Genomic DNA, 26856 nt, shown 5'->3' with positions numbered 1-26856 from the left:
TGGTGTTTTTCGAACCCGATACCGCGTTTACCCCTCACGCCCCGCTCTTAACTCTTGCCAGCGAATCACCGAACTCACCCCCAGTTGCGTCAGCAGTCGCGGCGGTAATTTGCTCGGCTCCGGTGCCTGGCTGAAGCGCCGCAGGAAGTCGGAACCCATGCCCGTCGCCAGCTCCGCCGCCATGACGCCCGCCAAAGTGCTCTTCACCGTGCCCAGGCCGTTTTCACAGCAGGCGGCGTAGAGGTTTTCTTCCACTTCGCCGAACGCCGGAACGCTGTTGCGGCTCAGGCACAGGCGCCCCGCCCAACTGAATTCGATGGGGGTGTCTTTCAGTTCCGGAAAGCGCGCGTCGAGGGACTGCCGCTGCTCCATGGCCACCTGCGCCACCCGTTTCGGGGTCACGGTGATGGTCGGGTCGTAAGTGAATTTGGTGCGGATGACGATCCGCGACAGGCCGTCTTCCGAGATCTTGCGCACCGTTGCGCCCATCGGGTCGGCGGGCAGCAGCGCCCAGCGATCGTGACCGGAGACCCTGCGTGAGAACTGATCGTCGCTGTAGGCCGCGGTCATCGACGCGTAGGTGAAGACGTGCAGCAGCCGTCCCTGAAAATGCCCGAAATCCTCGATGTGGCCGTTGACCGCGAGAATCACCTTGGGCGCCGACACCCGGCCCTTGTGGGATTTCGCCACCCAGCCCGCGCCGGATTTCGACAGCTCGACGATGGGCGAGCGTTCGTACAACGTGACGCTCTGCGCCAGACCGCCCGCCAAGTCGCGGATGTACTGCGCCGGTTGAATCATCACCGCGCCGGGGGTGTACAGCCCGCCGTGGTAATAACGCGAGCCGGTGATCTCACGCATCTGCGCGGCGTCGAACAGCTCGTGTTTCTCGCCAATCCCCGCCAGCGATTTCGCATACTTGAGGTTCAGCTTCAGGCCGCGTTCGGTGGCCGCCGCGTTGATCTTCCCGGACGGGTCGAAGGTGTGCGGCGACATGCCGTATTCGAAAGCGGCCTGTGCAGCGAAATCGATGGCGAAGCGGTTCTGCTCGATTTCCAGCGCCGTGGCCGATTCGCCGCCCACCGAATATTCGCCAGTGGACAGGCTGTGGGGCACGTCGATCATGAAACCGGAATTACGCCCCGCCGGGCCTTTGGCGATTTCATGGGCATCGACCACCACGATGCGGTCCTGTGGGCGCAACTGGGACAGCCGACGGGCCGCCGAAAGACCGGCGAATCCCGCACCGATGATCAGCCAGTCCGCCGACACGTTCCCATCAAGCATTCGCACCGGGGTCGAACGCGTGGAGATCGCCTCCCAGCCTGAAACACCGGTGTCCACCGGCAGCCGCTTGATGGTGTGCTGGCTCATTTTACGGTCTCGTCTACCGAGCGATCGGACACGTCGATCCAGATGGTCTTGATCTCGGTGTACTGGTCGTGGGCGAACACCGACTTGTCGCGACCGCCGAAACCGGACTCCTTGTAACCGCCGAACGGGGTGGACGCGTCGCCCTCGCCGAAGCAGTTGACGGTGACGATGCCGGCACGAATTTCCCGCGACAGTTTGATCGCCTTGCGCAGGCTGCCGGTGTACACCGAAGCGGCCAGGCCATACGCCGTGTCGTTGGCCAGTGCGATGGCTTCGGAGATCGAATTGAAGGTCGTGACCGACAGCACCGGGCCGAAGATTTCTTCCTGGAACAGGCGGCTGTCGCGGTCCACGCCGTCAATAACGGTGGGCTGCACGTAAGCGCCGTCCTGGGTGTCGCCGCCATACACCGCTTCCAGATCGCCGCTGCTGGCGTAATCGAGGTACGACTTCACTTTCTCGAAATGGTCGCTGCTGACCAGCGCGCCGACGCGGTTTTGCGGGTCCAGCGGGTCGCCCATTTTCCATTCACGCAGATAGGCGCCCATGCGCTTGAGCAGTTCGTCCTTGACCGACGCGTGCACCAGCAGACGCGAGGTGGCGGAGCAGTTTTCGCCCATGTTCCAGAACGCGCCGTTGACCACGTGCTCGGCGACCAGGTCCAGGTCTTCGGCATCGTCCATCACCACGGCCGGGTTCTTGCCGCCGCACTCCAGCACCACGCGCTTGAGGTTCGAATCCGCTGCGTAATGCAGGAAACGACGCCCGGTGGCGGTGGACCCTGTAAAGCTCACCATGTCCACGTATTTGTGCAGGCCGATCGGTTCGCCGACGTCCTTGCCAGTGCCGGTGACGATGTTCAGCACGCCCGCCGGTACGCCCGCTTCGAACGCCAGTTCGGCCACGCGCAATGTCGTGAGCGAGGTTTGCTCGGCGGGTTTGACGATCACCGAGCAGCCGGAGGCCAGCGCCGGGCCGATTTTCCACGCCAGCATGAGCAGCGGGAAATTCCACGGCAGCACGCAGCCGACGACACCGATGGGCTCGCGCACCACCAGGGTCAGCGCGTCATTGCCCACGGGCGCGGTGTGGTCGTAGAGCTTGTCGATGACTTCCGCGTGCCAGCGCAGAGTGTGAATGGTGTCCGGCACATCGACCAACTGGCACTCGCGCACTGGCTTGCCGCTGTCGAGGCTTTCCAGCACCGCCAGTTCGTGGCGATTGTTTTCCAGCAATTTGGCGAATTTGAGCAGCACGGCCTTGCGCTCACCAGGCGCCAGCAATCTCCAGCGGCCATCGTCGAAGGCTTCCTTGGCCTTGCTCACCGCGTAATCCACGTCATCGGCGTTGCACGCCGCCACGTCGGTGAGGTGTTCGCCGTTGGCCGGGTTGAAGGTGGCGAGGGTGTTGCCCGAAATCGCCGGTTTGAATGCACCGTTGATGAACGCATTGGTCGGAAACGACATCGACTGAGCGATGGCGGCATATTCGGCCGCGGTAAGAAGATCACGCATTGCTGGCTCCCGAGGTGATGTGTGCGACGGTGCGTTTCACGTTGGTGATAACGGTCTGAAGGCTGCGTTTGTCATCGGAGTTGAGGGGCCGCAATGGCGCACGCACATCCCCGACGTTCAAGCCGTTCAATTCACAGCCGAACTTGATGCATTGCACGAACTTGCCGCCGTCGAGGGCGTTCATCAGCGGCATCATCGCCGACATGATCTGCCGGCCTTTATCGAAGTTCTTTTCCAGCACGCAGGCTTCATACAGCGCGACGTGTTCTTTAGGCAGGAAGTTGGAACCGGCACACACCCAACTTCTGGCGCCCCAGGCGAAGAACTCCAATGCCTGATCGTCCCAGCCGCAGGACAGCGCAATATGCGGAAATTCACGGGCCAATAAGTGCACGCGGCCCATGTCACCGGAACTTTCTTTAATGGCTTTAACGTTCTTTGATTTGCCGACGCGCGCGAGGTAATCCTCGTTCATTTGCACGGACATGCGACCCGGATAGTTGTACAACATGATCGGCAAGTTGGCGGCGCGGTCGATGGTCAGCGCGTGGATGGCGTTTTCCTGATCGGTGGGCAGCGCGTACGGCGGGGTCGTGACCAGGATCGCGTCAGCCTTGATCCGCTTGGCGTCTTCGGCGTACAGCACCGCGTCTTCAGTGCGAATGGCGCCGGTGCCGACGATCAATTGCACGCGGGAACCGATGACTTCCTTGGCGTGGGCCGCCAACTTCAGACGCTCTTCGGCGGTCTGGGCGTAATACTCGCCGGTGGAGCCACCAATGATGATGCCGTGGACGTTCGCTTCAATCAGCGATTCCAGAACTTCTGAAAAGACGCTCCAGTCGATTTCACCATCAGGCGTGTGAGGCGTCACCGCCGGTGTATATATGCCTTCGAATTTCAAGACGTCTTCTCCGAATAAGTAGGGCGCGAGCGTTCAATGAGCAGCACAAAACAATCCCCGGATAAACAAGAGGAAGATTCCGTGGTGAAACATGTTCGGTTGTGTACGGACGCAGGGGTGCCGTGCGCTCGAGTCGGAACTTGAGCGGGGTGTTCGGCCGTTTGGCCTCAACAATTTGTCAGCAGCGCGAGCGAACCGTTATTCCACGCCCGTCCTTTTTACTCGGGCGATGGGGTGAACTAGGTCTTTAGCATTCATGTCGTCGGGACAGCGCCGGAAAAGCACTAAGGCGTTGTTCGACAGTGGGCAGAGGTCACTCAATCATCTGGAGCATGGACCGTATCTATCCCAATTGGCAGTGACGACGGTTTCTTGTTTTAAGCCCGTCCGGGGCAGCCCCGGCGGTCTTTTTGCACGTCTCGAATCCCGGTTTTCGTCCCGGTGATGGCTGGCGGCTTGGGTGAAGATTACGTGGCGTTTGAGGCTGGGAACAAGAAACTTTTACGCTCATCAATCCATAAGCTGATGTTATCGATTGGGGGTTTTTGAGGGGGAATTCTGGGTAAATGAAGGGCAAAAGATTCGGTTAGAGCATCTCAGGTTTTTTTGCCATGCATTATTTCCAGGTAGCCCCCCGCACGGCTTCTGCGGTATTGCGTTTGACGCGAGAACATCATGCGTCGCTCCCACAGCTGAAAAGTGTCCAGGTCAAGACCTGTGCACGGCATCGGAGCGAGCTGTTCCAGCACTAAAACTGCCCCAACACCCAATCCCGCAAGCGGCAGCATGCCTCGTCTTTCTCTCGGTCTTCGCGGAACGTCAGGTAGTGCTGGCTCTCCGTCAACACCACTTCCTCCTTCACCGGCCGCACCAACCGGCCTTGTTCCACCAGCGCCGCGACCAGATGGTTCCACCCCAAGGCAACACCCTGATGGGTGAGCACCATGCTGATGATCAAGTTGTAGTCGTTGGCATTCAGCAGATGGGGGCTGTCATGGGGGCGTTCATCGATGTCGACGTCATGAAAGGCAAACCACACGCCCCAATCCACATGTTCCGCCACTTGGGAACGGCCATAGGGGCTCAGGTTCAGCAACCCGCTGTCGCGCAGTCCCGTCAGCGACGCCAGTTCCAGGTGCGCCGCCTGGTATTCCGGCGTACACACCGGATAAATCACGTCGTGGAACAAGGGATAGCTGCGGTAGCCGTCCTGAATTTTCGCCATTTTCGTGATAAAGATATCCGGCCGCACCCCCGGCTCCATCGACAGGAAGTTCTGCGTCGTGATCAGGTTCAAGTCGATGTCCGGGTTCTCGCTGAAGAACGTCGGCAGTCTGGCCGACAGCCACAACGCCGAAAAAGCCGGCGAGCAACACAGGGTCAACACACGCTTCCCGGCGTTGTGGCTGCGGATGCGTTCGGCGGCCTGGGAGATGTTGACGAAGGACATCTGCGCCGCGTCGAAAAAGATCGCCCCTGCTTCGGTCAGCGCCACGGCGCGCCCTACCCGCTTGAACAGCTCGACGCCGAGGTAGGTTTCCAGCTCACGAATCTGTCGGCTGATGGCCGCTTGCGTGACACACAACGCCTCGGCAGCGCGGGTGAAGCTCTGGTACTTGGCCGCCGCTACGAACGACTTCACTGCTTTCAGCGAAGGCATTTTCAGCAGCGTCATATCCGGATCGATGTGTTTTACCATAACGTGAGGGCGTGGATTCCGATTCGATGCAGGATGAGGGGAGCAGGCCTGCGCAGACCGCCTGCGCCCGTGGGGCAGGCGGGAGATTAGCCGAAAGCTCGGGCAACGCCTACGCCGAGTCGCCCCGAACGGCGGCCTCGATGGTGGCGATGTCGATTTTGGTCATGTTCATCATTGCCGCGAACGCCCGTTTGGCTGCGGCCTTGTCGGTGCTGGTGTACGCCTTGGTGAGCACACGCGGGGTGATCTGCCACGACAGGCCCCATTTATCCTTGCACCAACCACAGACGCTGGCCTCGCCGCCGTTGCCGATGATCGCGTCCCACAGGCGGTCGGTTTCCGCCTGATCGTCCGTGGCGACCTGAAACGAAAACGCCTCGCTGTGTGTGAATTCGGCACCGCCATTAAGCCCGATACAGGGGATGCCCATCACCGTGAATTCCACGGTCAAGACGTCTCCTTCCATGCCGGACGGGTAATCGCTCGGGGCGTGATGGACGGCCTTCACTTCGCTGTCGACGAACGTCTTGGCGTAGAACGCTGCGGCCTCCAGGGCGTCGCCGTTGTACCAGAGGCAAAGGGTGTTTTTGCTGACCATGTCGGTTCTCCAGAAACGAAGAATTGAAAGGTCAGTCTAGTCCCGCCCGTCACAACAGCGAACGCGAGAGAGGGTCAGCCGGACGAGCGCTGACCCGTCTGCTTTCAATCGCGGAATTGCGTGAGTTGCTTGTCCAGCGACCCGGCCTGGTCGCGCAGTTCGACCGACTGATCGAGCAACACGCGGATCGCCTGATCGTTCTGTTCGGAAATGCGGCTCACGCCCTGGATCGCCACCGACAGTTGCTCGCCTGTGGCCGCCTGGCTTTGGGTCTGGCGGGCGACTTCGCTGATGCGGGTGAGGATGTCGCGGGCGTGCTGACGGATCTGCACGACGCCTTCAGAGGAAGTGGTCAATTGCGAAACACCGGTGCGCACGGCTTCACCGACCTGTTGAACGTTGGCCACGGTGTTACGCACGTCCGAGCCGATGGCGCCGATCATCTCGCCGATTTCACCGGTCGAGCGGCTGGTGCGTTCGGCCAGTTGCCGGACTTCATCGGCCACCACCGCAAATCCTCGGCCCTGCTCCCCTGCCCGCGCCGCTTCGATGGCGGCGTTGAGCGCCAACAGGTTGGTCTGGTCGGCGATGCTGCGGATGACCGCGATGATGCCGGCGATTTGTTGGGAGCGTTTTTCCAGATCGCCGACGGCACCGGCCACAACGTCCATGGTCTGGTCGATGTGGGTGATGCCCGCCAGGGTCTGGCTCATGTCATCGGAGATGTGCGTCGTCAGCGCTTCAGTGTTGCGCGCCAGTTGCTCGACGTCCTCGGCCTGTTGGGCCATCTCGGTCACCGAGTGCGCCAGGGCTGTGACACCGCTGGCCATTTCTTCCGTGGCCGTGTGTTGCGCGGTCGCCCGCTCGGCGACGGCCTGGGTGGTGTCGCCCAGTTGCGTGGAAATCTGCATCAACGCGCCGCTGCTGTGGCGAATGGTGCCGACCAGCCCGCCGAGGCGCTGAATGAACTGATTGAAGGCGCCCGCCAGCTTGCCGGTCTCGTCGCCGCTGCGTTGTTCGAAACGCAGGCCCAGTTCGCCGCTCCATCCCTGGATACCGACCGTGAGCCCCGACAGCGGACGAATCTGCCAACCGAGCAGGTTCCACAGCACCAGCGCCAGCACCAACAACCCCGCCAGCCCCACCAGCACGGCGACGTAGAGGAAGCGGTTGATGCCCGCCATGGCCTCGGCCTGCGGGTAGGCAATCATCAGTGACCAATGGTTCGGTGCTTCACCGATCTGCACCGGCCGCAGCGCGTAGGTCCAGCCATTGCTTTCGAAGTTGTAGGGCTGACCGGCCTTGATCGCCTCTCTCGCCGCGACAGGCAGGTCGTCCGCGAGCTGCGCCAAACGTTTGCTATCCGGGTGACTGGCGTACAGACCGTCGCTCGACACCAACGCGCCGTAGCCCTTGAACACATTGATGGTCGACAGCTGTTTATTGATGCCCTCAAGCGGAATATCGACCCCCGCAACCCCCAGCGTTTTGCCGCCCTGCACCAGCGGCACCATGATCGAGGTCAGCATCAATTGCTGGCCGCTGGCGGTTTTGTAAGCGTATGGCTCGGAGGCCCAGGCCTTGGCGGTGTGCAGCGGGCGGTAGTAATACTGGTTGTCGGCGTTTTCCGGCACATAGCCCACCAGCGGCTCGGATTTGACCACCCCGCTCGCCCGGTTCCAATACGTCAGGTAACGGCCGGTTGCATCGTGATTGGGTTGATTGACAAATTCGCTGTCTTTGCCATCGAATGCGTTCGGCTCCCAATACTGCCCCAATCCCAATAGTTGGGAATTGGATTCCAGAAGTGCGCGCGAAGTGGCATCAGCGGTTTTACGATCGACATGTTCGTGTTGCATGGCAATGGCAACACTGGCAAGCGAGTCTGCAATTGAATAGCCCACGCCAAGTTCTACTTCGACCGCCCTCGCGTTTTCTTTGACGAGGGTATCGACCAGCGTTGTATTTTCTTTGACCGCCGACCCGTAAGCCACGTAGGCAACGGACGCCAGCAACAGCAGCAGGACCGCCACAGCGCCGATCAGCGCGGTCCAGAACAGTTTGAAGTGTAAAGAGCGGTTAGACATGAAGGTTCTCGGATGGCATAAAAAGTCAGTCGGCAAGACTGTCCGAATATGCACACGCGGCAGCCCTGCCAGGTCTATTATTAGTTTGATATCTATGTGCCAGCATATACCTGCTTCCTTCAACTCCGCAACCATATAAAGCGCAGCGTTATAAAAGATGACGGGTGAGTCTCTGGGCGAGGTCGTTATTGGAAAGTTGTACGACGTAATAGAACTAAGACCGGCTCGTTATTAACGAACCGGTTAGTTTTTGTTTAGCCTGAATAACTGATTTATATAACCGAACAATCATTCCGCCTCGTCGGCGACCTCCACTCGGTTTCGGCCTTGGCGCTTGGCGTGGTACAGCGCGGTATCCGCCAGGCCGTAGGCCAGGTCGAAGCTGGTGCCGACGGGATTGGCACTGACGCCGAAACTCGCGGTGATGACGCGATTGACCGGGTCGCCGAAAACGTGTTCGGCGACGGCCTGGCGCATCGCTTCGGCCAGCGCGAGGCCTTCTTCCAGTTGGCCACCGGGGATCAGCACGGTGAATTCCTCGCCGCCGACCCGGCCAATGGCGCCTTTCTCGCCGACGATCTTGCGCAGGCACTCGACGATGCCCTGAATCACGGCATCGCCCGCCGGGTGACCGAATTCATCGTTGACGTGTTTGAAATGGTCGATGTCGAGCACGATCATCACCGCCCCCGTGCGCATCAGCGCCTGGGCAGTCATGTCGATGATTGCGCCGCGGTTCAGTACGCCGGTCAGCGCGTCGTGGGTGGCCCGGTATTCAAGCTGGCGCGCCAGGGTCTGCAACTGCGCGTTGAGCGCGTTCATTTCGCGCTCCGCCCGGTCGCTGCGGCCAATCAGGCGACGGGTATCGCGCATCAGCCGCTCGTAGTGAGTCGCCAGACCCGACAACGATGTGCGGTAGACCTCGGCGTCGGCATGCGGCAATGCCAGCACCGAACGAACCTGTTCAAGGGCCTCGGCCTCGCTCTTGAACAAGTCAGGCGCCGGCTGGCCGGAAGGGTCTCGCGAAGCGACGGAGGCTGCCATGTCCACGAGCCTCTTCACGTCGTGATCGGACGGTCATTGAAGACAATCGACGTGAAGTCGGCTTTCAGTTCTTCACCGAATTCGAAAATCGTCTCGTCTTCTTCGTCGTAGTACCAGTTCACTTCGATGCCGTTGCCGTCTTCGGCGCATTGGTCGAGGGCATCGAAAATGCTGAACAGCATCTTGGTACTGGAACTGTTGAAATACGCCAGCGCGATGTTGGCGGTGATCGTTGCGCCTTCTTTGCCTGCCAGGTAGGTGCGCAGTTGCTCCACGATGGGCGAGTAAAAGGCGGCTGCGTTTTCCGGGTATGACTCACCCTTCATCGACAGAAGGTTCTGGTCGAAACGAAAGTCGATTTCCGGGGAAGTGGCCGTTGCTTCGATGTAGACGTTGTCCATGGCTAAGCGTCGCTCAATTCAAATAGTGGCTTTAAGGCAAAACAGCGTCGTGTCCGGGTCATCGGCGCGCGGATGAAACCCGAACTCCAGCGGCGCGCTGGCGTCCCGGGCCATGGTCAGAAAGCCCAGACCGGCGCCCTTGCTGTCTTCCGGCGTCTCGGCACGCAGGGTGACTTTGTAGGCCTGTTTGATTTCCTCGATCGTCATGTTGCGCAGCGGCTCCAGCTTTTCGCGCAGACGTTCGGTGTCGGCGGTGGCGATCGGGTTGGCGCAAAGCATCTGATGACGCTCGCCATCGGTGCTGATGCACACCGCGCCCTGACGCAGGCCGGACTCGTCGGGGGCCGAACCGCTCAAGGCGTCGGACGAGTAATGGATGATGTTCTGGGACAGCTCGACGAACGAGGAAAACAGCTTGCGCCGCGTCGGTCCGCTGACCCCGGAGATTTCCAGCTGCAGCTTCACCACCTCAGCCATCGCCGAGATGATGTGATGAGAGAAATAACCCATGTGATAGAAAATCACGTTTCGCTGTTGGGCCAGGTCGAAAAACGTGCAGTCCTGCTGGGCGGTTTCTGAGTTGAACATCGTCATTCCTGAATGCGGGCACAGAATAGGGTCAAATCGTCGCGCCGAGCCTGGTCCGCCTGCCACAGCGCCAGCGCTCCTTGCAACGCTTCACAGATGGCAGCGGACGATTCGCGGCGGTGTTGCAGCAGAGCGTCGAAGGCTTTGCGTTTGCCGAAGGCGATGCGTTTCGGGCCGCCGATCTGATCGATCAGGCCGTCGGTGGCGATAAACATCAGGCTGCCGGGCTGCATCGGAACCGTGCTGACCGACCATTGGTAATCGAAATCGCTGCCCACGTAGCCGACGCCCATGCGCTGACCGGCGATGGTCTCGACCTGATCGACGTCGGGGTGCAACACCTGCAAGGCCATGCGCGCGCCCGCGAAACTCAGGGTGCGGCTGGCGTTGTCGAACCAGAAAAAGGACGCATCAAGGCCGTCATCGGATTCCGGGGTGTCGTCCTGGCCATCGACCTGCCCCAGCAGTTCCTTTACGCTGCGGTTGACCGCCGCGAGCAACTGCGCGGGGTCACTGGGTCCGAAGCGCTCCAGCGACTGGGTCAGCGAGGAAGACGCGATGAGCGTCATGAATGCGCCCGGCACGCCATGGCCGGTGCAGTCGGCAATCGCGCCAAACCAACCCTCGGGGTAGGCGCTGAAATGGTAGAAATCGCCACCGACCACGTCTCGCGGTTCCCACAGCAGCGCGGCGTCGCCCAACGTGGACGCCAGCGCATCGCGAGAGGCGCGCAGCATGGCCCGCTGAATCACGCTGGCGTATTCGATGCTTTGCATCATCTGGCGATTTTTTTCGGCTTGCATGGCGGCGACCACGGCCATCAGTTCCAGACCGTTGCCCAACCCGGCAAAGCGCCCATTACGGGTGACGATGAAACCGTCCGCCAAGGCCTTTTCGCCGAACTCGACCGTCTTGAACGTCAGGTCCTCGATGCTCATCAGTGCATCGACGATCAGCGGTTCTTTGTCCATGAAGGCGATGCAACTTTTCTTGTCGTAAAGCTCACGATGAAACGGCTTGCTCATCTGCGACAGAAAAATGTTGCGGTTGATCAGACCAATCGGGCGCTCGCCTTCCAGCACAGCCAGACACGCACGTTCGCGGTGGGCGCTGAAGATTTCCATGACCCGGTCATTGGTGCTGTTGGATTCGATACCGGGCACTTCATTGCACAGGTCACCGGCACAGCGGTGGTCCCTGGGCAACTTCGGCCGGGTGAAAGTGAAGTGTTCTGCCTGCATGCTCGTGGCCACTGCGCCGGACGGAAGCGGGGACATTAGCAATGTGATGTTAAGGTGATGTTACAGCGAACCGCCTCTGCCTCCGTTGCCCGAGTTGGTGTTAAATACAGCACGCGGATTACACGTACAGCGCGCCAAGCCTTGTCTGGACGCGCGCCATGAAACGGAAAGCACGATGAAAAGCCCATTGAAGACCCCTCTTTTTCCTCATTCGGCGGTGGCAGCATGATCGAAGTCACCGAAGTTTCCATTGCTGACCTGCGGGCTGCACTGGCATCCGGTCAGACCACCTCGGTCGAGCTGGTCAAGGCGTACTTGGCGCGCATCGACGCCTACGACGGCCCGCAGACCGACACCGCGCTCAATGCCGTGGTCGTGCGCAATCCTGATGCCTTCAAAGAAGCCGAAGCCGCCGACCAGCGACGCGCCGAGGGGAAAACCCTTGGTCCGCTGGACGGCATCCCGTACACGGCCAAAGACAGTTATCTGGTCAAGGGCCTGACCGCCGCATCGGGCAGTCCGGCCTTTGCGAATCTGGTCGCCCATCGCGACGCCTTTACCATCGAACGCCTGCGTGCAGCCGGGGCGATCTGCCTGGGCAAGACCAACATGCCGCCGATGGCCAATGGCGGCATGCAGCGCGGCGTCTACGGTCGCGCGGAAAGCCCGTACAACGCGGATTTCCTCACTGCACCGTTTGCGTCCGGCTCCTCCAACGGCGCCGGGACCGCAACGGCGGCCAGCTTCGCGGCGTTCGGGCTGGCGGAAGAAACCTGGTCCAGCGGCCGTGGCCCGGCGTCCAACAACGGCCTGTGCGCCTACACCCCATCGCGCGGCGTGATTTCGGTGCGCGGCAACTGGCCGCTAACGCCCACCATGGACGTGGTCGTACCCTTCGCCCGCACCATGGCCGACCTGCTGGAAGTGCTGGACGTGGTGGTCGCGGAAGACCCGGACACCCGTGGCGACCTGTGGCGGTTGCAGCCGTGGGTGCCGATTCCGCCCGTCGCGTCGGTGCGTCCGGCCTCCTACGCCGAATTGGCGGTGAAGGCCGATGCATTAGCGGGGAAACGTCTGGGCATCCCGCGTATGTACATCAATGCGGATGCTGACGCTGGCACCAGCGAAGCGCCGGGCATTGGCGGCCCCACCGGGCAACGCATTCACACCCGCCCTTCGGTGATCGGCCTGTGGCAAGCCGCACGCAAAGCCCTCGAAGCCGCAGGCGCGCAAGTGATCGAAGTGGACTTCCCGCTGGTGTCGAACTGCGAAGGCGATCGCCCCGGCGCACCGACCGTGTTCAATCGCGGCATCGTCTCCAAGGAATTCCTGCACCACGAATTGTGGGAACTGACCGCCTGGGCGTTCGATGACTTCCTGCGCGCCAACGGCGATCCGCAACTGAACCAGTTGGTGGACGTCGACGGCCCGAAAATCTTCCCCCACGACCCCGGAACCCTGCCCAACCGCGAGGGCGATCTGGCGGCCGGCATGGACGAGTACGTGCGCATGGCCGAGCGCGGCATCACGCCGTGGAATGAAATCGAGACGTTGCCGGACGGCCTGCGCGGGCTGGAGAAGACCCGCAAGCAGGACCTGGAAGACTGGATGGACACACTGGGGCTGGATGCGGTGCTGTTCCCGACCGTCGCCGACGTCGCGCCGGCCAACTCGGACGTTGACCCGGCGTCGGCCGACATCGCCTGGAGCAACGGCGTGTGGGTCGCCAACGGCAACCTCGCCATCCGCCACCTCGGCGTGCCCACCGTTACCGTGCCCATGGGCGTCATGCCCGACATCGGCATGCCCGTCGGCCTGACTTTCGCCGGCCGCGCCTACGACGACTCGGCATTGCTGCGACTGGCCTCGGCGTTCGAGTCCACAGGCAGCAAGCGCCAGGTGCCACCGCGCACGCCGCCGTTGGAGCGAAACGCAGGTTGATGCCGCTCCCCTTGTAGCCGTCCGGCTAGTCGGCGGTGGCGATCTCAAAATCGCCGCCGCCGACAAGCCGTGCGGCTACAGCGGCGCTCCACCGCTTCTGCCATCGCTTTTCAACTGAACGAGGACCTGAACATGCTTCTCCATCTGTCGACGTGGCGCGAGATCGAACACTTTCTGACGCGCAGCCGCACGATCGTTGTTCCCATTGGCTCCAATGAACAACACGGCCCCACCGGCTTGCTCGGCACTGACTGGATGTGCCCGCAGATCATCGCCGAAGAAGCCCAAAAAGACGCCGACATCCTGATCGCGCCGACCTTCAACATCGGCATGGCCCAGCACCATCTGGGTTTTCCCGGCACGATTTCCCTACGCCCCTCGACCTTCATCGCCGCCATCGGTGACTGGACTCGCTCGCTGGCGGGCCACGGCTTCGAAAAAATCCTTTTCCTCAATGGCCATGGCGGCAACATCGCATCGATTGAAGCGGCGTTCTCCGAGCTGTACGCCGAAGCCAGCTTTGCCAGACGCCCCGCAGGTTTTGCGCTGAAGTTGTGCAACTGGTGGGATCTGGAAGGCGTCGGCAAACTGGCCCACGCGCAATTTCCGGTGGGCCATGGCTCCCACGCAACGCCATCGGAAATCGCCGTGACGCAATGGGCCTATCCCGACGCAATCAAGTCGGCCGACTACTCCCCGCAAATCGCGCCGACCGGTCCGATCCGTGAGGCCGGCGATTTCCGCGCACGCTTTCCCGACGGCCGCATGGGCTCGGACCCTGCGCTGGCGACCCCGGAAAAAGGCGGAGAACTGGTGAGGCTGGCGGCCAAGGGCTTGGTGAAGGAAGTGGAGGCGTTCAGCCGGGAATCGCTGCCCGGCTGATTCATCAGCGTGTGCGCTGACGATCGACTTGCCTCGGCCGTCAGGGGTTCAACCGCTTGAGAGCCTCGCGCAACTCGGCATCATTGCCCCCTAGCGCGTTGGTGGCGATGGCTGCGTTGCGCAGCAGTATCGACGCGGCGTGTTCGATGTGTTCTTTGAGCAGACGGTCGGACGGGCCGGACAAGGTCAACGCCCCTTTCAATTCATACCCCATGGCGAACACCGGCACTGACACGGCCGTGGTCTCAGGGTCGCGCTCGCCGTAGGAACACGCCCAAAAACGCTCGCGAACTTCTGTCAGCGCAGGGTCGACATTGCGCGAGAACGCCCGAAGTACCTTGCCGGACGCACCCGCCTGCAACGGAAAGCGCGCGCCTTCCAGCACCGACACGCGCACCGCCCGCTTGGGTTCTACCCTGAACAGCACCACGCGGCTGCCGTTTTCCAGCACATAAAAGGAAGAGGTCTCACCGCTTTCTTCGGTGATCGATTCCAGCAGCGGATGAATCACGTCGCGCAACCGGAACGAGGTCTGGTACAGCTGCGACAAACGTAGCGGCTCAGGTCCCACGGAATAGCGACCATCGCTGAGACGACGGACGAACCCGGCTTTTTCCAGCGAAGCGATCAGACGCAAGATCGTACTTTTGTACAAACCCGTGCGCCGTGCGATCTCGGCCAGGGTCAGGCAATCCTGTTCAATGTTGAAGGCCGACAGAATGGCGAACGCGCGGTCGACGGCCGCCACCCCGCTTTCTGCTTGGGCCTGCTCAGGGAGGTTCTTTTCGGATTCGGTATTCATAGACACTCATTGTCGATTCGTCGCTCGCGGGCGGCAGGTGATTCGCAAACCACCCCGCCGACCCGCAAGACAATATCAGAGCAGCCGGATACCTTTCGAAAAAAGTGCAGCCCGCCTCACGCCTCGCGCAAAAACAATCGCAGCGAAACCACCATGGCCGCGGCGATGAACATGATGCAGCCCATCACCATCAGACCCGCGGTGAACGAACCGGTGTAATCCTTCAAGAAGCCCATCAGGTACGGCCCGACAAAACCGCCAAAGGCACCGATGGAATTGATCAGCGCGATGCCGCCCGCCGCTGCCTGCCCACGCAGGAACTTGCCCGGCAACGTGTAGAAAATGGTTTTGCCGGCGATGGTGCCGATCAAGGCCAGGGTGATGCCCGCCAGTGCCGGAATCAGCGCGTCCATCTGCAGCGCCAGGATCAACGCAAAGCCGGCCAGCAACATTGCCAGCGTCAGGTTGAAAATGCCCTTGCCGGTACGGTCCACGTGTTTGGCCCAGATCAACAGCGCCACGGTGGAAAAGAAGTACGGGATCGCCGCCACCCAGCCGATCATGCTGACCTCCACGCCATGGGCCTTGAGCATCTGCGGCAACCAGATGCCGATGCCGTAGGAACCGAGGGTGAAGCTGAAGGTGATCGAACTGAGAATCCACACGCGCGGATCTTTCAGCGCCGCCTTGAAGCCGTGGCTGTGCTGGCCCTTGCCCTGCTCTTCGGCCAACATCCCGGTCAGCACCTCGCGCTCATCGGCGGTCAGCCATTTGGCCTCGGCCGGGTGATTGGTCAGCACCTTGAGGGTGATCAACCCGAGGATGCACGCCGGAACCCCTTCGATGAGGAACATCCACTGCCAGCCCGCGAGCCCCAGCAAACCGTGCATTTGCAACAGCCAGATCGACAGCGGCCCGCCTACCAGGAACGAGATCGGTGTGGCCACGGTAAACCAGGCCAGCACCCGCGTGCGGTATTGCGCCGGGAACCAGAGGGTCAGAAAGAAGATCACGCCAGGGAAGAAACCCGCTTCGGCGATGCCGAGGATCAGGCGCACGATATAAAAGCTGTACGGCCCTACAATCATCGCTGTCGCGGCGGCAGCAAGGCCCCAGGTGATCATGATCCGCGCCATCCACAAGCGGGCGCCGAAACGGTACATCGCCAGGTTGCTCGGCACTTCGCACAGGCAGTAGCCGAAAAACATGATGCCCGCGCCCAAACCAAACTGCGTGGCGGTCAAGCCCAGTTGCTCGGTCATCTGCAACGCGGCATAGCCGACGCTGGTGCGGTCCAGGTAATTGAAGAAATACGCCAGCGCTAGCAACGGGATCAAGCGCCAGGCGGCTTTATGCAGGACGCGGGTCTGTTCGGCATCCAAGGGGCGCACGCTGGCGACGTCGCTGCTGTGCGGGGGTGTCGTGACGATGGCCATGACGGGGTTCCTCACCAATTATTTTTATAAGGCTGACGGCGGGAATGGCCGTCAGCGACAGGCATCAGGGAATCCGTTCCAGCAGAGTGTCAGCGAACGATGCCACGTCCGCGCAGCGCGTCGATGTCACCCGAGGCGTAGCCCATTCCTTCCAGCAACTCGGCGGAGTGACTGCCCAGCGACGGCACATTGAGGCGGGCGTCGAAGCGACGGCCATTCATCTCGAAAGGCAGCATCGGCACCTTGACCGCCTCGCCATCTTCCAGCGTCAGATGGGCCAGGCCACCCGATTCGTTGAGGTGCCGATCTTCGAACAGATCCTGCGGACGCTGGATCGGTGAAAACGGCAGGCCGGTCTGTTCGCACAGGTCCATGACCGCCTGCTTGGTCATCTGTGCCAGCCGTTCACGGACCGGCGGCAAGATCCTTGCTCGGGCTTGAACGCGCTGGGTGTTTTTCGCCAGCGAAGGATCACGGCCCAGTTCGGCAAAACCAAAACGCTCGCAAAAATTGACCCACTGGCTGTCGCTCACCACACCCATGAACACCTGCTCATCGCCCAAGGTATTGAATACGTCGTAGATGGCCCAGGCCGACAAACGACTGGGCATCGGCGCGGCGGGCTTACCGGTGGTCGCCATCTGCATCATGTGCTGCCCCACCAGAAACGCCGAGTTCTCGAACAGGCCGGTCTGCACGAACTGCCCTTCCCCGGTGTGCTTGCGCTGCCACAGCGCCGCCAGAATCGAGATGGCGCTGAACATGCCGCCCATCACGTCGTTGACCGACGCCCCCGCGCGTAGCGGGCGACCTTCCGGACCGGTCATGTAGGCCAGGCCCGTCATCATCTGCACCACCTCGTCCAGCGCGGTGCGATGTTCATACGGCCCCGGCAGAAAACCTTTCATCGAGCTGTAAATGATGTCTGGCTTGATCGCCTTGACCTGCTCGTAGCCCAGGCCGAGTTTATCCATGGCGCCAGGGCGGAAGTTTTCGGTGACCACATCAGCGCTTTCGATCAGCTTGCGCACGGCGGCCATGCCCTCCTCAGTCTTGATGTCGACCGCGAAGCTTTTCTTGTTGCGGTTGTAAGTCATCCAGTAGCCCGCGCCGGAACCGGTCAGACGACGGGTATTGTCGCCTTCCGGAACGGGCTCGACCTTGATCACCTCGGCGCCAAGATCCGCCAGCACCAACCCGCAGGTCGGGCCCATGACCATGTGCACGAACTCGACCACGCGCACGCCGGCCAGCGGCAGCGCCTGAAGCTTCTGATTGAGCAGGCTCATCGCGCGCCTCCGGCGTAGTGGAAATTCTTGCCGACGCCTGCGTCCGGAATGAAGCCATACAGCGGCTCTCCCGGCAGGCCCTGTTTCAGCCAGGCCCGAGCGGCCACCAGCTTGTCGATGTCCACGCCGGTGCGCAGGCCCATGGATTCGAGCAGGAAGACCAAATCCTCGGTCACGATATTGCCCGACGCCCCCGGCGCATAGGGGCAACCGCCGATGCCGCCTTGAGAGGCATCGATGGTGGTCACGCCGACGTCCAGCGCCGCGACCACATTGGCCAGGCCCTGCCCGCGAGTGTTGTGAAAATGCGCGCTGCCAGCCTTGCTGCCGATCTCGTTGCGCAGCCGCGTGAACACGCGACGCACCTGCGCCGGATTGGCGTACCCCACGGTGTCGGCGAGCCCCACCTCATCAACGCCCAGCTCAACCATGGTCAGGGCCATGCGCAGCACATCGTCTTCCGGCACCTCGCCCTGAATCGTGCAACCGAACACCGTCGACAACCCGGCCTCGACCTCGACATGAGGGAAGCGCTCGTTGCGCAGGGCCATGACCGCGCGTACTTCGTCGTACACCTGTGGGTGGGTCTTGCGGATGTTGGCCAGGGAATGGGGTTCACTGACGGAAATAGGCAGGGTGATCTTCTGCACGCCCGCGTTGAACGCCGCTTCAGCGCCTTTGAGGTTCGGTACCAGTGCGGTGACGAACACGTCAGATCGCTGACGCATGTGCGCCACCAGCTCAGCGGCATCGGCCATTTGCGGCAGCAGTTTCGGAGAAACGAACGAACCGACCTCGATCTCTTTCAAGCCCGCGTCGGCCAGCGCCGTCAGCCATTGAAGCTTGAGCGCCGTGGGCATGGTCGCGCTGACGCTTTGCAGGCCGTCGCGGGGGCCGACCTCGCTGATCAGGATGTCTACGTTGTTATTCGGGGTCATCGCCGGGTCTCCGGGTGTTAGAATGCGATTGTTCTATCTGGTAGAACGATGTTCTGAAATAATCATGGGCCGATAAAATCCCACTGTCAACGCTGCGTATCCCGAGCCCTGCGCGAGAGCTTCCGTGATCGGTCGGGAGTGTTCAGCCAAGCCTCGTGAAATGAAAACCAGACCCACCCGGCGGGTTGACAGCCGAAAAAATAAAGTCGAACCTTGTTCTGTCAGTAAACACAACGTTCTGTCAGATAGAACAATAACGATATGGCGAAAAGGCCTCGTCACCGGCAAGATCGGTGGTTTCCCGTTCGCCCCCGTAGGAGCTGATCCTGTGAGCCTGTACGCCCCGCCTCGCGATTTGCCCACTCGCTTGTTCACCACGCTGCCCGAAGCGTTCTGGAGAAACGGCGACTCCGACTGGGTGCGCGCCAACAAGCCCGGGCAGAAGGTCAAGAGTTTTCTCGAAGGACCGTCCTTCGACCGGAACGGCAACCTGTACGTCACCGATATCCCCTACGGCCGCATCCTGCGCATCGATCCTCAGGGCCACTGGACCCTGATCGCCGAATACGATGGCTGGCCCAACGGTTTGAAAATCCACCGCGACGGACGGGTTTTCATCGCCGATTACAAGCAAGGGATTCTGACCCTCGATCCGCACACCGGAGCGGTGACCCCCTTCCTCACCCACAGCCGCAGCGAAGGCTTCAAGGGCGTCAACGACCTGTTCTTCGATGCCAGCGGCAAGCTGTACTTCACCGATCAAGGCCAGACCGGACAGCAGGACCCGACCGGTCGCGTCTATGCCTATGACCTGGAAAAGCAAACCCTCATGCGCCTGATCGACAACGGTCCCAGCCCCAACGGCCTGGTCATGGACCTGGCGCAGAACGCGCTGTTCGTGGCGATGACACGGGGCAATGCGGTCTGGCGCCTGCCAATCCAACGCGATGGCGGCACCAGCAAAGTAGGGATTTTCACAGCCATGGCCGGGGGCGTCAGTGGCGCCGACGGCATGGCACTGGACATCGAAGGCAACCTCTATGTGTGCGATGCCGGGAATGGTTGCGTCTGGGTGTTCGACCCTCACGCCGTGCCGCTGTACCGCATCCGCTCGTGCACCGAAGGCCGCACCCTGACCAACCTGGCGTTCGGTGGCGAGGGCAATCGGCAATTGTTCATCACCGACTCCTCCACCGGCTCCATCCTGGTCGCCGACTTGCCCCACAGCGGCCAGCCGATGTTCTCGCACCGCTAGGCCCTTAATCCGCTGAACCCTGTGCGCCAGGCGCACGGGTTTCGTTCGGCCTGAAGAAAGCGAGCCCCGCCGCGCTCGCTCCCGACAAAACCAATAAAAGGGATGCCCATGTTGATCTTTCTGAGCTACGCCATGATCGCCTGCTTCATGTACCTGATCATGAGCAAGCGCCTCTCGCCGCTGGTCGCGCTGCTGCTGGTGCCGATTGCCTTCGGTTGCCTCGGCGGCTTCGCTACGCAACTGGGCGGCATGATGTACGACGGCGTAAAGATGCTTGCCCCCACCGGGATCATGCTCACGTTCGCGATCCTGTACTTCTGCATGATGACCGATGCCGGGCTGTTCAATCCGCTGATCAAGGTGTTGCTGCGGCTGGTCAAGGGTGATCCGCGCAAGATCGTCGTCGGCACCGCCGTGCTGGGATTGTGCGTCGGGCTCGATGGCGACGGCGCCACCACCTACATCATCGCTACGGCGGCTTTTTTACCACTCTATCGTCTGACCGGCATTCGTCTGCAGGTCATGGCCACCGTGTTGCTGCTGGCCATCGGAGTGATGAACATTCTGCCTTGGGCTGGGCCGTTCTCGCGGGCGGCCAGTGCCATGCACGTCGACATCACCGAGCTGTTTCTGCAGATGGCGCCGATCATGATCGCCGGTGGCGTGTGGGTGATCTTCGCGGCGTGGTGGCTGGGCCGGATGGAATATCGCCGCCTGGGTATCGTCAGTGTCAGCGAAGACAAAGTGCTGGAAGGCTACGCGCACATTCGCCTGAGCGACCCGAAATTTCTGTTCAACGTGGTGCTGACCGTCGCCCTGATCAGCTCGATGATGCTCAGCCTGATGCCGCTGCCGATCCTGTTCATGGTCGCGTTCGGGCTTGGCTGCCTGGTCAACTACCCGACGCTGAAACAACAGAAGGAGGTCATCGGCCGTCACGCCGACAACGTGCTGGCCGTGACGCTATTGATTTTCGCGGCAGGGATCTTCGTCGGCATCATGGGCGGCACCGGGATGATCAAGGCCATTTCCGACAACCTGATCGCCATCCTGCCGGAGCAGGCCGGACACGGTATGTCGGTGATCACGGCACTGCTGAGCATGCCGTTCACTTACGTGCTGACCAACGATGCATTCTACTTTGGCGTGCTGCCCATCCTCGCCGAAACCGCCGCCCACTACGGCATTGGCCCCCACGAAATGGCCATCGCCTCGCTGATAGGCCAACCGGTGCACCTGCTCAGCCCACTGGTGGCTTCGACCTATCTGTTGTGCGGCCTGCTGGACATCGACTACGGCGACAACCAGCGGATCTCGCTGAAATGGACCTTCGGCACCGTGCTGGTGATGCTGATCGCGGCTATCGCCATCGGCGCAATCACGGTCATCAACTGACGTGCAACGCGGACGCCGATGGCCTGGGGTGATTAGGCCACGGCGTCCAGTTCGGTCAGCAATTCGGCCGGAATCTTTAACTCCGCCGCTCCGAGGTTCTCGCGCAAATGCGCCACCGAAGACGTACCCGGAATCAGCAGAATGTTCGGCGCCCGTTGCAACAGCCAGGCAAGGGCCACATTCAATTGCGACGACCCCACACGTTGCGCGACGCTGGCCAATACGTCCGACTGCAACGGGGAAAAGCCGCCCATGGGGAAAAACGGCACATAGGCAATCCCCTGCTGGCCCAGCTCCGCGATCAATTGTTCATCATCCCGGTGAGACAGATTGTAGTGGTTCTGCACACAAACCACCTTCGCAATGCCTTGAGCCTCTTTCACCTGTTTGCTGGTGACGTTGCTCAAACCCAGGTGCCGAATCAGCCCCTGCTGTTGCAGCTCGGCTAACGCACTGAAACCTTCGGCGATGGACTCATCACCCGGCGAATGCAAGTTGCCCCACGCTCGTAGATTCACCACGTCCAGCACATCCAGACCCAGATTGCGCAGGTTGTCGTGCACGGCGCTCACCAGTTCGGCGGGGCTCTGCGCCGGGTTCCACGACGCATCGTCACCGCGCACGGCGCCCACTTTGGTCACGATCGTCAGATCATCGGCGTAGGGGTGCAGCGCCTCGCGAATCAACTGATTGGTGACGTGGGGACCGTAAAAGTCTGACGTGTCGATGTGATTCACCCCCAGCGCCAAGGCTTCGCGCAACACGGCAATCGCCGCTTGCGGGTCTTTCGGCGGCCCGAATACGCCTGGCCCTGCCAGCTGCATCGCACCGTAACCCATGCGGTTAACGGTACGGTCGCCCAATTGAAACGTGCCTGCCTTGTTCGCATCGCTCATGTCGTTTGCCTCTGTCAAGGGGTGTCGGGCCACTATAGGCGTTGACGGACCGCTCGATAATCCGGTGCAATCGGCACAGGTCGTACGGCTCACCGAACAATCACCTTCACTCAAGAGCACACCATGGCAGCGGATATTCAGGATTTGATGGCTTTCGTGGCCGTGGTCAAGGCCGGCGGTTTTCGTGAAGGCGCGCGGCTGAGCGGTAGATCGGCGTCGAGCCTGAGCGACGCCGTGCGGCGAATCGAATCGGGGTTGGGCGTTCGGCTGCTCAACCGCACCACCCGCAGCGTGGTGCCGACCGAAGCCGGGGCGAGGCTGATGGAACGCATTGTGCCCGCACTGGGCGAAGTGGAATCGGCCCTGGATGTGGTCAATGACTTCCGCGATCGCCCGTCCGGCACCCTCAAACTCAACGTCCCCGCCAGCGCCGCGCGGCTGGTGCTTCCCGCGATCATCACGCCGTTTTTACAGGCCCACCCCGACATCCAGCTGGAAGTCATCGTCGAAGAAAGCTTCGTCGACATGCTCGCCGCCGGCTGCGACGCGGGCATTCGCTACGATGAACGCCTCGAACAAGACATGATCGCCGTGCCCATCGGCCCGCGCTTCCAGCGCTTCACTACCGCCGCTTCCCCCGCCTACCTCGCCGCCCGCGGCATCCCGCAACACCCTCGCGACCTCCTCGATCACGCCTGCCTGCGGGGCAAATTTCCCAGCGGTTCAATGCCAATGTGGGAATACGAAAAAGACGGAGAAACCCTCCACGTCGACCCCACCGGCCCGCTCGTGGTGCGCATCGCGGGCGCCATCGACCTCGGCATCCAGGCCGCCGTCGATGGCCTGGGTGTGGTCTACCTGTTCGAAGACTGGCTCCGCCCACACATCGAGAGCGGCGCATTGGTGCCGATTCTGGAAGACTGGTGCATGACGTTCAGCGGGCCTTTCCTTTATTACCCAGGGCGCCGGTATGTGCCGTCGCCGTTGCGGGCGTTTGTGGAGTTTATAAAGACAAGAGAATGACAACGTTATGGGAGTGGACATCCATCTGCAATTCAGCATCTAAAACCCAACCACCAACGATCCTACAACTAATTCCTACAATAATGTTTAAAGCTATCGTTTTGCAAAATACGAAGCCTACATGCCTACGGGACATTTCCCACACGGCTTGCCATTGACCTCATAAATAAAACAGCTAATCTGGAAATGTCAGAAACATTCTGACAATCTCAATAACAAAGGAAAAAAAATACATGAAAAATATTTCGCTGGAATCCAAAAAAATCACCAATCTGAACTGCCTGGTGAAAACCAAGTAACTGAGTAAACTGTCGAGTGGGGAGTGCCGGCTACCCACTCTTCATGACAGGAGTATCGGCATATGATATTCAATTCCCACATTTTCTGTATTCCACGCCCACCCCATTTGATTGTATGGAACTGCGAATCACACCAGCAATACGAGTTATCCGTCGCCCACCAAGAGCGTCTAATGGAACTCATTAACGCGCCTGGAATCTTTGAAGCCAGCAACCCGATAGACAGGGATTTTTTGGCAACGGGTATTCTTATCGATCGCGATGTTCCCACCGACGACTGGGGGTGGGATATACTCTCAAAATTATTTCACGTCGGTACAAAAAATATACCGTTCGAGTTCCAGCCCGAGACCTTGGCTGAATGGGCGAAAGCGTATACCACCCACTGTTGCGAAACACTCTCAAAAACGTCCCCGCAGGAGAACTCGGCTTTACACGCAACAACCAGCATCGATCTTCCCAAACCACAACCCAATCAAACTCGCTTAAACCACGCACTTCAAGCAAGACAAACTTCAAGAGAATTCAACAGAAAAGCCGTTTCACTTGAGAGCGTCGCGACCATTCTGTATTACACGCTTGCCTACCTCGACCGAAAAGAGGACCCGGACGAAGCTGTTCTTCACCCTCGCTTTGGTAACCGAAGAAGCAGTCCTTCGGGCGGCGCACTGAATGCTACCGAAGGCTATGTCTATGTCACAAACGTAGAATCGGTAACCGCTGGGGTTTATTACTACAATCCAACCCATCACACACTTGAACACCGAAGCGAGTTACCGGTTGTACCCTTAGGGAATATGCTCAATGGGCAGCACTTCGTGAACGACATCTCATTTGGGGTTTTTTTCACATCCAGGCTTGACAAACTTTGGTGGAAGTACGAGCACTCCAGGGCCTATCGAATGGCTTTGATCGAGATCGGACACCTCTCACAAACCTTTCAACTGGTCGCCACCTCGTTCGGCTTGCGGACATGGCTGACCGGTGCGCTTAACGAAAAGCCAATCGAACAATTAATCAACTCCCCATTCGAGCGGGAAGAGGTCATGTTTTTCGTGGGTGCAGGGTATGGAAGCAACGCCTCCGTACCCTCAGTATTGAAGGCAGAACTGGCCAGGCAAATAAAAGATGAGTAAACCCAACGATCGTCTAGCGCTTGAGTCATGGGATAAGTATTCCTCCGTGCGCAGCAAACCTAACAACTATGGATTGCAGCACTTTTGCACGGCAACAGAAAAATCAAGAGATTGGTATCCCAGAGCAATGTTACCGTTTTTGGAACGGCCTTGGTTTGAGAACATGCCTAATGGGACACTTCAAAAGCTATTAGCCCGGCACCTCATTTATTTTCTGGATTACACGACTCGGCTTGAACACCTGATGATCAACAGATCATTAGAAGTTGTGATTTATGGCGCATTGAAGGTTCCTGTTTCTGATTTTTTGAAAACCGCGGCATTACAAATCTACACGGACGAAGGCTACCACGCGCTCTTCTCGAGACAACTATCAAACGCGCTGGCCGGCGAATACCAAATTGTGCGACCAGACATCTTGCCTTATCGAATTCGCGTACTGTACGACTTCCTCGACACATTTCCTATTCAAGACAGGGATCTCATCTATTTCTCAATAGGTTTTGTTTCAGAGACCATCATTGCAAAGGAAATCTCTAGAGTCACCTCAGAGGATCTAGCCGCACCCGCCTATGCGTTGCTCACCGATCATCTGCGCGACGAAGCCATACACGCTCTTTACTTCGCAGACGTGTTCAAGGCTATCTGGACTAACTGTTCCACTCTCCAAAGAAACATCATGGTAGGCGCCTTTCCCGCCATTTTGAAAATATTCTGTTCAAGCGACATTCCATGGCTTACCTCGGCGCTCACAGAATCGGAAGTTCCGACTCTGGAAATCGAACTAATCACAAGCCGGTTAAATGATGCTAACACCCTCACCCAACGCGTGGCCGCTGTAGGCGGGATGACATTTTCAGTTTTAAGAAAAGTGGGTGTTTTTGAAAACGAACAGTATGTTGATTCGTTCAAGAGCGAGGGACTTCCGTATGCTTAAGCCTTATAAAGGGTATACATTGCTCCTGTTGCTTTCAATGACCCTGCTCGGCGTCTTCCCACTGGACGTCATCCTGCCCTCTTTCCCCGCGCTGTCCGCCCATTTCAACACCCCGTCAGCCACCATCGCGTTGTCCATCAGCCTTTTCGCGATTGGTTTTTCCCTGTCGCAGTTCTTTCTGGGCCCGCTTTCAGACCGGCTGGGACGCAAACGGTTGTTGATCATGGGAATGGTCGTGGCGATTATCGGGGCGTTGGGGTGCGTGCTCAGCACAGAATTCTCGACATTTATTCTGTGGAGAATCCTGCAGGCTGCCGGTTGCGGTTGTTTCGTCTTGAGCAATGCCTTGGTTCAAGACCTCTTCAGCAGAGACGAACGCGAGCGCGTGAGAATCTTGATGACCACCGCGAGTGGCCTGTTCATTTCAACGTCTCCGCTCATGGGGACGGCACTTCAACATGCATTCGGGTGGACGGGCAGTTTTTGCCTGTTTGCCGTGATTGCGGGGCTCGTTTTGCTCCACGCAACATGGGTGCTGCCTGTCACTGTGGCGCCTGCTTCGAGCCTTCGTTTCTGGCAATCATGCGTTTTGGTGATATCCAATGCGCGATTCATGGGCTTTTCGTTGATCGCAGCGTTCGCCTTCACCTGCCACTTTTCCTTTATCGCCATCTCTCCCGTCATCTTCCTCGACGGTTTCGGGCTTTCCGCCTTTGAGTTTTCGCTGATATTACTGGCCTACGGGGCCGCTTATGTCATGGGGGGCCTGGTCGCCAGCCGTTTGCAGAAGGTCCTCGGCCACCCGCATCAACTGAAAACCGGGTTGGTACTCATCGGTCTGGCGGGTGTGATCTTGATTGCGCTCCACGTCACGACAGAGCGCAGCTTTCTGACGTTTTTGCTACCCATGATGGTCTGCACCATCGGCACCACTATTGCCCGTCCTGCGGCCACTTCGCAGGCCATGGATTTTTTTCCGAACAACGCGGGTGCTGCCTCGTCTGTGCTCAATACCCTCGTGTTCGTCACGGGTGGTGTGTTCAGTGGGCTTGCGAGTCTGGCCGTGATGAACGTCGAATACGTGCTCTCAGTAGGTTTCATGGTGGTGAGCGGCCTCGGCTGGATTCTGGTCCGCGCGGTGTACGCACCTGAGTCCTGCACCCAAGCGAGTCTGTAG

22 protein-coding genes and 1 pseudogene are annotated in these 26856 nt (G+C 59.9%); 8 read left to right on the top strand and 15 right to left on the bottom strand.

Features of this window, described 5'->3' with window-relative positions; genetic code table 11:
- Nucleotides 1–27: 27 nt before the first annotated feature.
- The 10 genes and pseudogenes from ACIQAL_RS04105 to ACIQAL_RS04060 all read right to left on the bottom strand — a co-directional run bounded on the left by ACIQAL_RS04105 (nt 28) and on the right by ACIQAL_RS04060 (nt 11450).
- Entirely contained in the window at nt 28–1374 is a 1347-nt protein-coding gene (locus ACIQAL_RS04105; RefSeq protein WP_401142734.1) for an NAD(P)/FAD-dependent oxidoreductase, read from the bottom strand.
- Nucleotides 1371–2888, bottom strand: coding sequence for an aldehyde dehydrogenase (locus tag ACIQAL_RS04100; protein WP_401142732.1), 1518 nt, complete (start codon nt 2886–2888; stop codon nt 1371–1373). The genes ACIQAL_RS04105 and ACIQAL_RS04100 overlap by 4 nt, the downstream gene beginning before the upstream one ends.
- Complete coding sequence (locus ACIQAL_RS04095) at nt 2881–3792, bottom strand: dihydrodipicolinate synthase family protein (RefSeq protein ID WP_401142729.1); 912 nt, start codon at nt 3790–3792, stop codon at nt 2881–2883. The genes ACIQAL_RS04100 and ACIQAL_RS04095 overlap by 8 nt, the downstream gene beginning before the upstream one ends.
- A 748-nt stretch (nt 3793–4540) precedes the next feature.
- A complete protein-coding gene (locus ACIQAL_RS04090; RefSeq protein WP_401142727.1) occupies nt 4541–5491 on the bottom strand; it encodes a LysR family transcriptional regulator in 951 nt (316 codons plus the stop codon).
- A 109-nt stretch (nt 5492–5600) separates the two neighbouring features.
- Nucleotides 5601–6089 (bottom strand): VOC family protein, encoded by a 489-nt coding sequence (locus ACIQAL_RS04085; protein WP_401142724.1) that lies wholly within the window; start codon nt 6087–6089, stop codon nt 5601–5603.
- A gap of 104 nt (nt 6090–6193) precedes the next feature.
- A pseudogene (locus ACIQAL_RS04080) lies at nt 6194–6730 on the bottom strand (methyl-accepting chemotaxis protein); the annotation flags it as partial.
- A 1734-nt stretch (nt 6731–8464) separates the two neighbouring features.
- Nucleotides 8465–9220: a GGDEF domain-containing protein gene (locus ACIQAL_RS04075; protein ID WP_401142721.1), complete on the bottom strand. Its 756-nt coding sequence runs from the start codon at nt 9218–9220 to the stop codon at nt 8465–8467.
- Nucleotides 9221–9234: 14 nt separating this feature from the next.
- Nucleotides 9235–9621 (bottom strand): DUF1987 domain-containing protein, encoded by a 387-nt coding sequence (locus ACIQAL_RS04070; protein ID WP_166597401.1) that lies wholly within the window; start codon nt 9619–9621, stop codon nt 9235–9237.
- An 18-nt stretch (nt 9622–9639) separates the two neighbouring features.
- Nucleotides 9640–10209 (bottom strand): SiaB family protein kinase, encoded by a 570-nt coding sequence (locus ACIQAL_RS04065; protein ID WP_166597400.1) that lies wholly within the window; start codon nt 10207–10209, stop codon nt 9640–9642.
- 2 nt (nt 10210–10211) lie between these two features.
- Nucleotides 10212–11450, bottom strand: a complete 1239-nt coding sequence (locus tag ACIQAL_RS04060; protein WP_401142717.1) for a SpoIIE family protein phosphatase — start codon at nt 11448–11450, stop codon at nt 10212–10214.
- A gap of 225 nt (nt 11451–11675) precedes the next feature.
- Here ACIQAL_RS04060 and ACIQAL_RS04055 point away from each other — a divergent pair, with 225 nt between their 5' ends.
- Nucleotides 11676–13391, top strand: coding sequence for an amidase (locus tag ACIQAL_RS04055; protein WP_401142715.1), 1716 nt, complete (start codon nt 11676–11678; stop codon nt 13389–13391).
- A 132-nt stretch (nt 13392–13523) separates the two neighbouring features.
- Nucleotides 13524–14273 carry a creatininase family protein gene (locus ACIQAL_RS04050; protein WP_401142712.1) on the top strand — a complete coding sequence of 250 codons (750 nt, stop codon included), beginning with the start codon at nt 13524–13526 and terminating at the stop codon, nt 14271–14273.
- A 40-nt stretch (nt 14274–14313) separates the two neighbouring features.
- Here ACIQAL_RS04050 and ACIQAL_RS04045 read toward each other — a convergent pair whose 3' ends face one another.
- The 4 genes from ACIQAL_RS04045 to ACIQAL_RS04030 all read right to left on the bottom strand — a co-directional run bounded on the left by ACIQAL_RS04045 (nt 14314) and on the right by ACIQAL_RS04030 (nt 18738).
- Entirely contained in the window at nt 14314–15075 is a 762-nt protein-coding gene (locus ACIQAL_RS04045; RefSeq protein ID WP_401142709.1) for an IclR family transcriptional regulator, read from the bottom strand.
- A gap of 116 nt (nt 15076–15191) precedes the next feature.
- Complete coding sequence (locus ACIQAL_RS04040; protein WP_341958614.1) at nt 15192–16511, bottom strand: MFS transporter; 1320 nt, start codon at nt 16509–16511, stop codon at nt 15192–15194.
- A gap of 89 nt (nt 16512–16600) precedes the next feature.
- Nucleotides 16601–17800, bottom strand: coding sequence for a CaiB/BaiF CoA transferase family protein (locus ACIQAL_RS04035; RefSeq protein WP_401142705.1), 1200 nt, complete (start codon nt 17798–17800; stop codon nt 16601–16603).
- On the bottom strand, nt 17797–18738 hold the full coding sequence (locus ACIQAL_RS04030) for a hydroxymethylglutaryl-CoA lyase (protein WP_401142703.1): 942 nt from the start codon (nt 18736–18738) through the stop codon (nt 17797–17799). The genes ACIQAL_RS04035 and ACIQAL_RS04030 overlap by 4 nt, the downstream gene beginning before the upstream one ends.
- Nucleotides 18739–19066: 328 nt before the next feature.
- On the opposite strand from ACIQAL_RS04030, the gene ACIQAL_RS04025 reads away from it, so the two are divergent.
- Nucleotides 19067–19993 carry an SMP-30/gluconolactonase/LRE family protein gene (locus ACIQAL_RS04025; RefSeq protein ID WP_401142700.1) on the top strand — a complete coding sequence of 309 codons (927 nt, stop codon included), beginning with the start codon at nt 19067–19069 and terminating at the stop codon, nt 19991–19993.
- Nucleotides 19994–20101: 108 nt separating this feature from the next.
- Nucleotides 20102–21388, top strand: a complete 1287-nt coding sequence (locus ACIQAL_RS04020) for a CitMHS family transporter (protein ID WP_401142697.1) — start codon at nt 20102–20104, stop codon at nt 21386–21388.
- A 32-nt stretch (nt 21389–21420) separates the two neighbouring features.
- Here the strand turns inward: ACIQAL_RS04020 and ACIQAL_RS04015 are convergent, their stop codons facing one another.
- Nucleotides 21421–22284: an aldo/keto reductase family oxidoreductase gene (locus ACIQAL_RS04015; RefSeq protein WP_401142695.1), complete on the bottom strand. Its 864-nt coding sequence runs from the start codon at nt 22282–22284 to the stop codon at nt 21421–21423.
- Nucleotides 22285–22407: 123 nt separating this feature from the next.
- Here ACIQAL_RS04015 and ACIQAL_RS04010 point away from each other — a divergent pair, with 123 nt between their 5' ends.
- The 4 genes from ACIQAL_RS04010 (at nt 22408) to ACIQAL_RS03995 (ending at nt 26856) form a co-directional block, all read left to right on the top strand.
- Nucleotides 22408–23307, top strand: coding sequence for a LysR family transcriptional regulator (locus tag ACIQAL_RS04010; protein WP_401142693.1), 900 nt, complete (start codon nt 22408–22410; stop codon nt 23305–23307).
- A 472-nt stretch (nt 23308–23779) separates the two neighbouring features.
- Nucleotides 23780–24742 (top strand): SagB family peptide dehydrogenase, encoded by a 963-nt coding sequence (locus tag ACIQAL_RS04005; protein ID WP_401142690.1) that lies wholly within the window; start codon nt 23780–23782, stop codon nt 24740–24742.
- A complete protein-coding gene (locus tag ACIQAL_RS04000; protein ID WP_401142687.1) occupies nt 24735–25679 on the top strand; it encodes a diiron oxygenase in 945 nt (314 codons plus the stop codon). Before ACIQAL_RS04005 ends, ACIQAL_RS04000 begins: the two co-directional genes overlap by 8 nt.
- Nucleotides 25639–26856 carry an MFS transporter gene (locus ACIQAL_RS03995; protein ID WP_401142684.1) on the top strand — a complete coding sequence of 406 codons (1218 nt, stop codon included), beginning with the start codon at nt 25639–25641 and terminating at the stop codon, nt 26854–26856. Before ACIQAL_RS04000 ends, ACIQAL_RS03995 begins: the two co-directional genes overlap by 41 nt.

It is taken from the genome of Pseudomonas sp. NPDC088368, assembly GCF_044753445.1.
In the GTDB taxonomy this organism is placed as follows: domain Bacteria; phylum Pseudomonadota; class Gammaproteobacteria; order Pseudomonadales; family Pseudomonadaceae; genus Aquipseudomonas; species Aquipseudomonas bambusae.
This window is presented reverse-complemented; position numbering and strand designations above follow the sequence as displayed.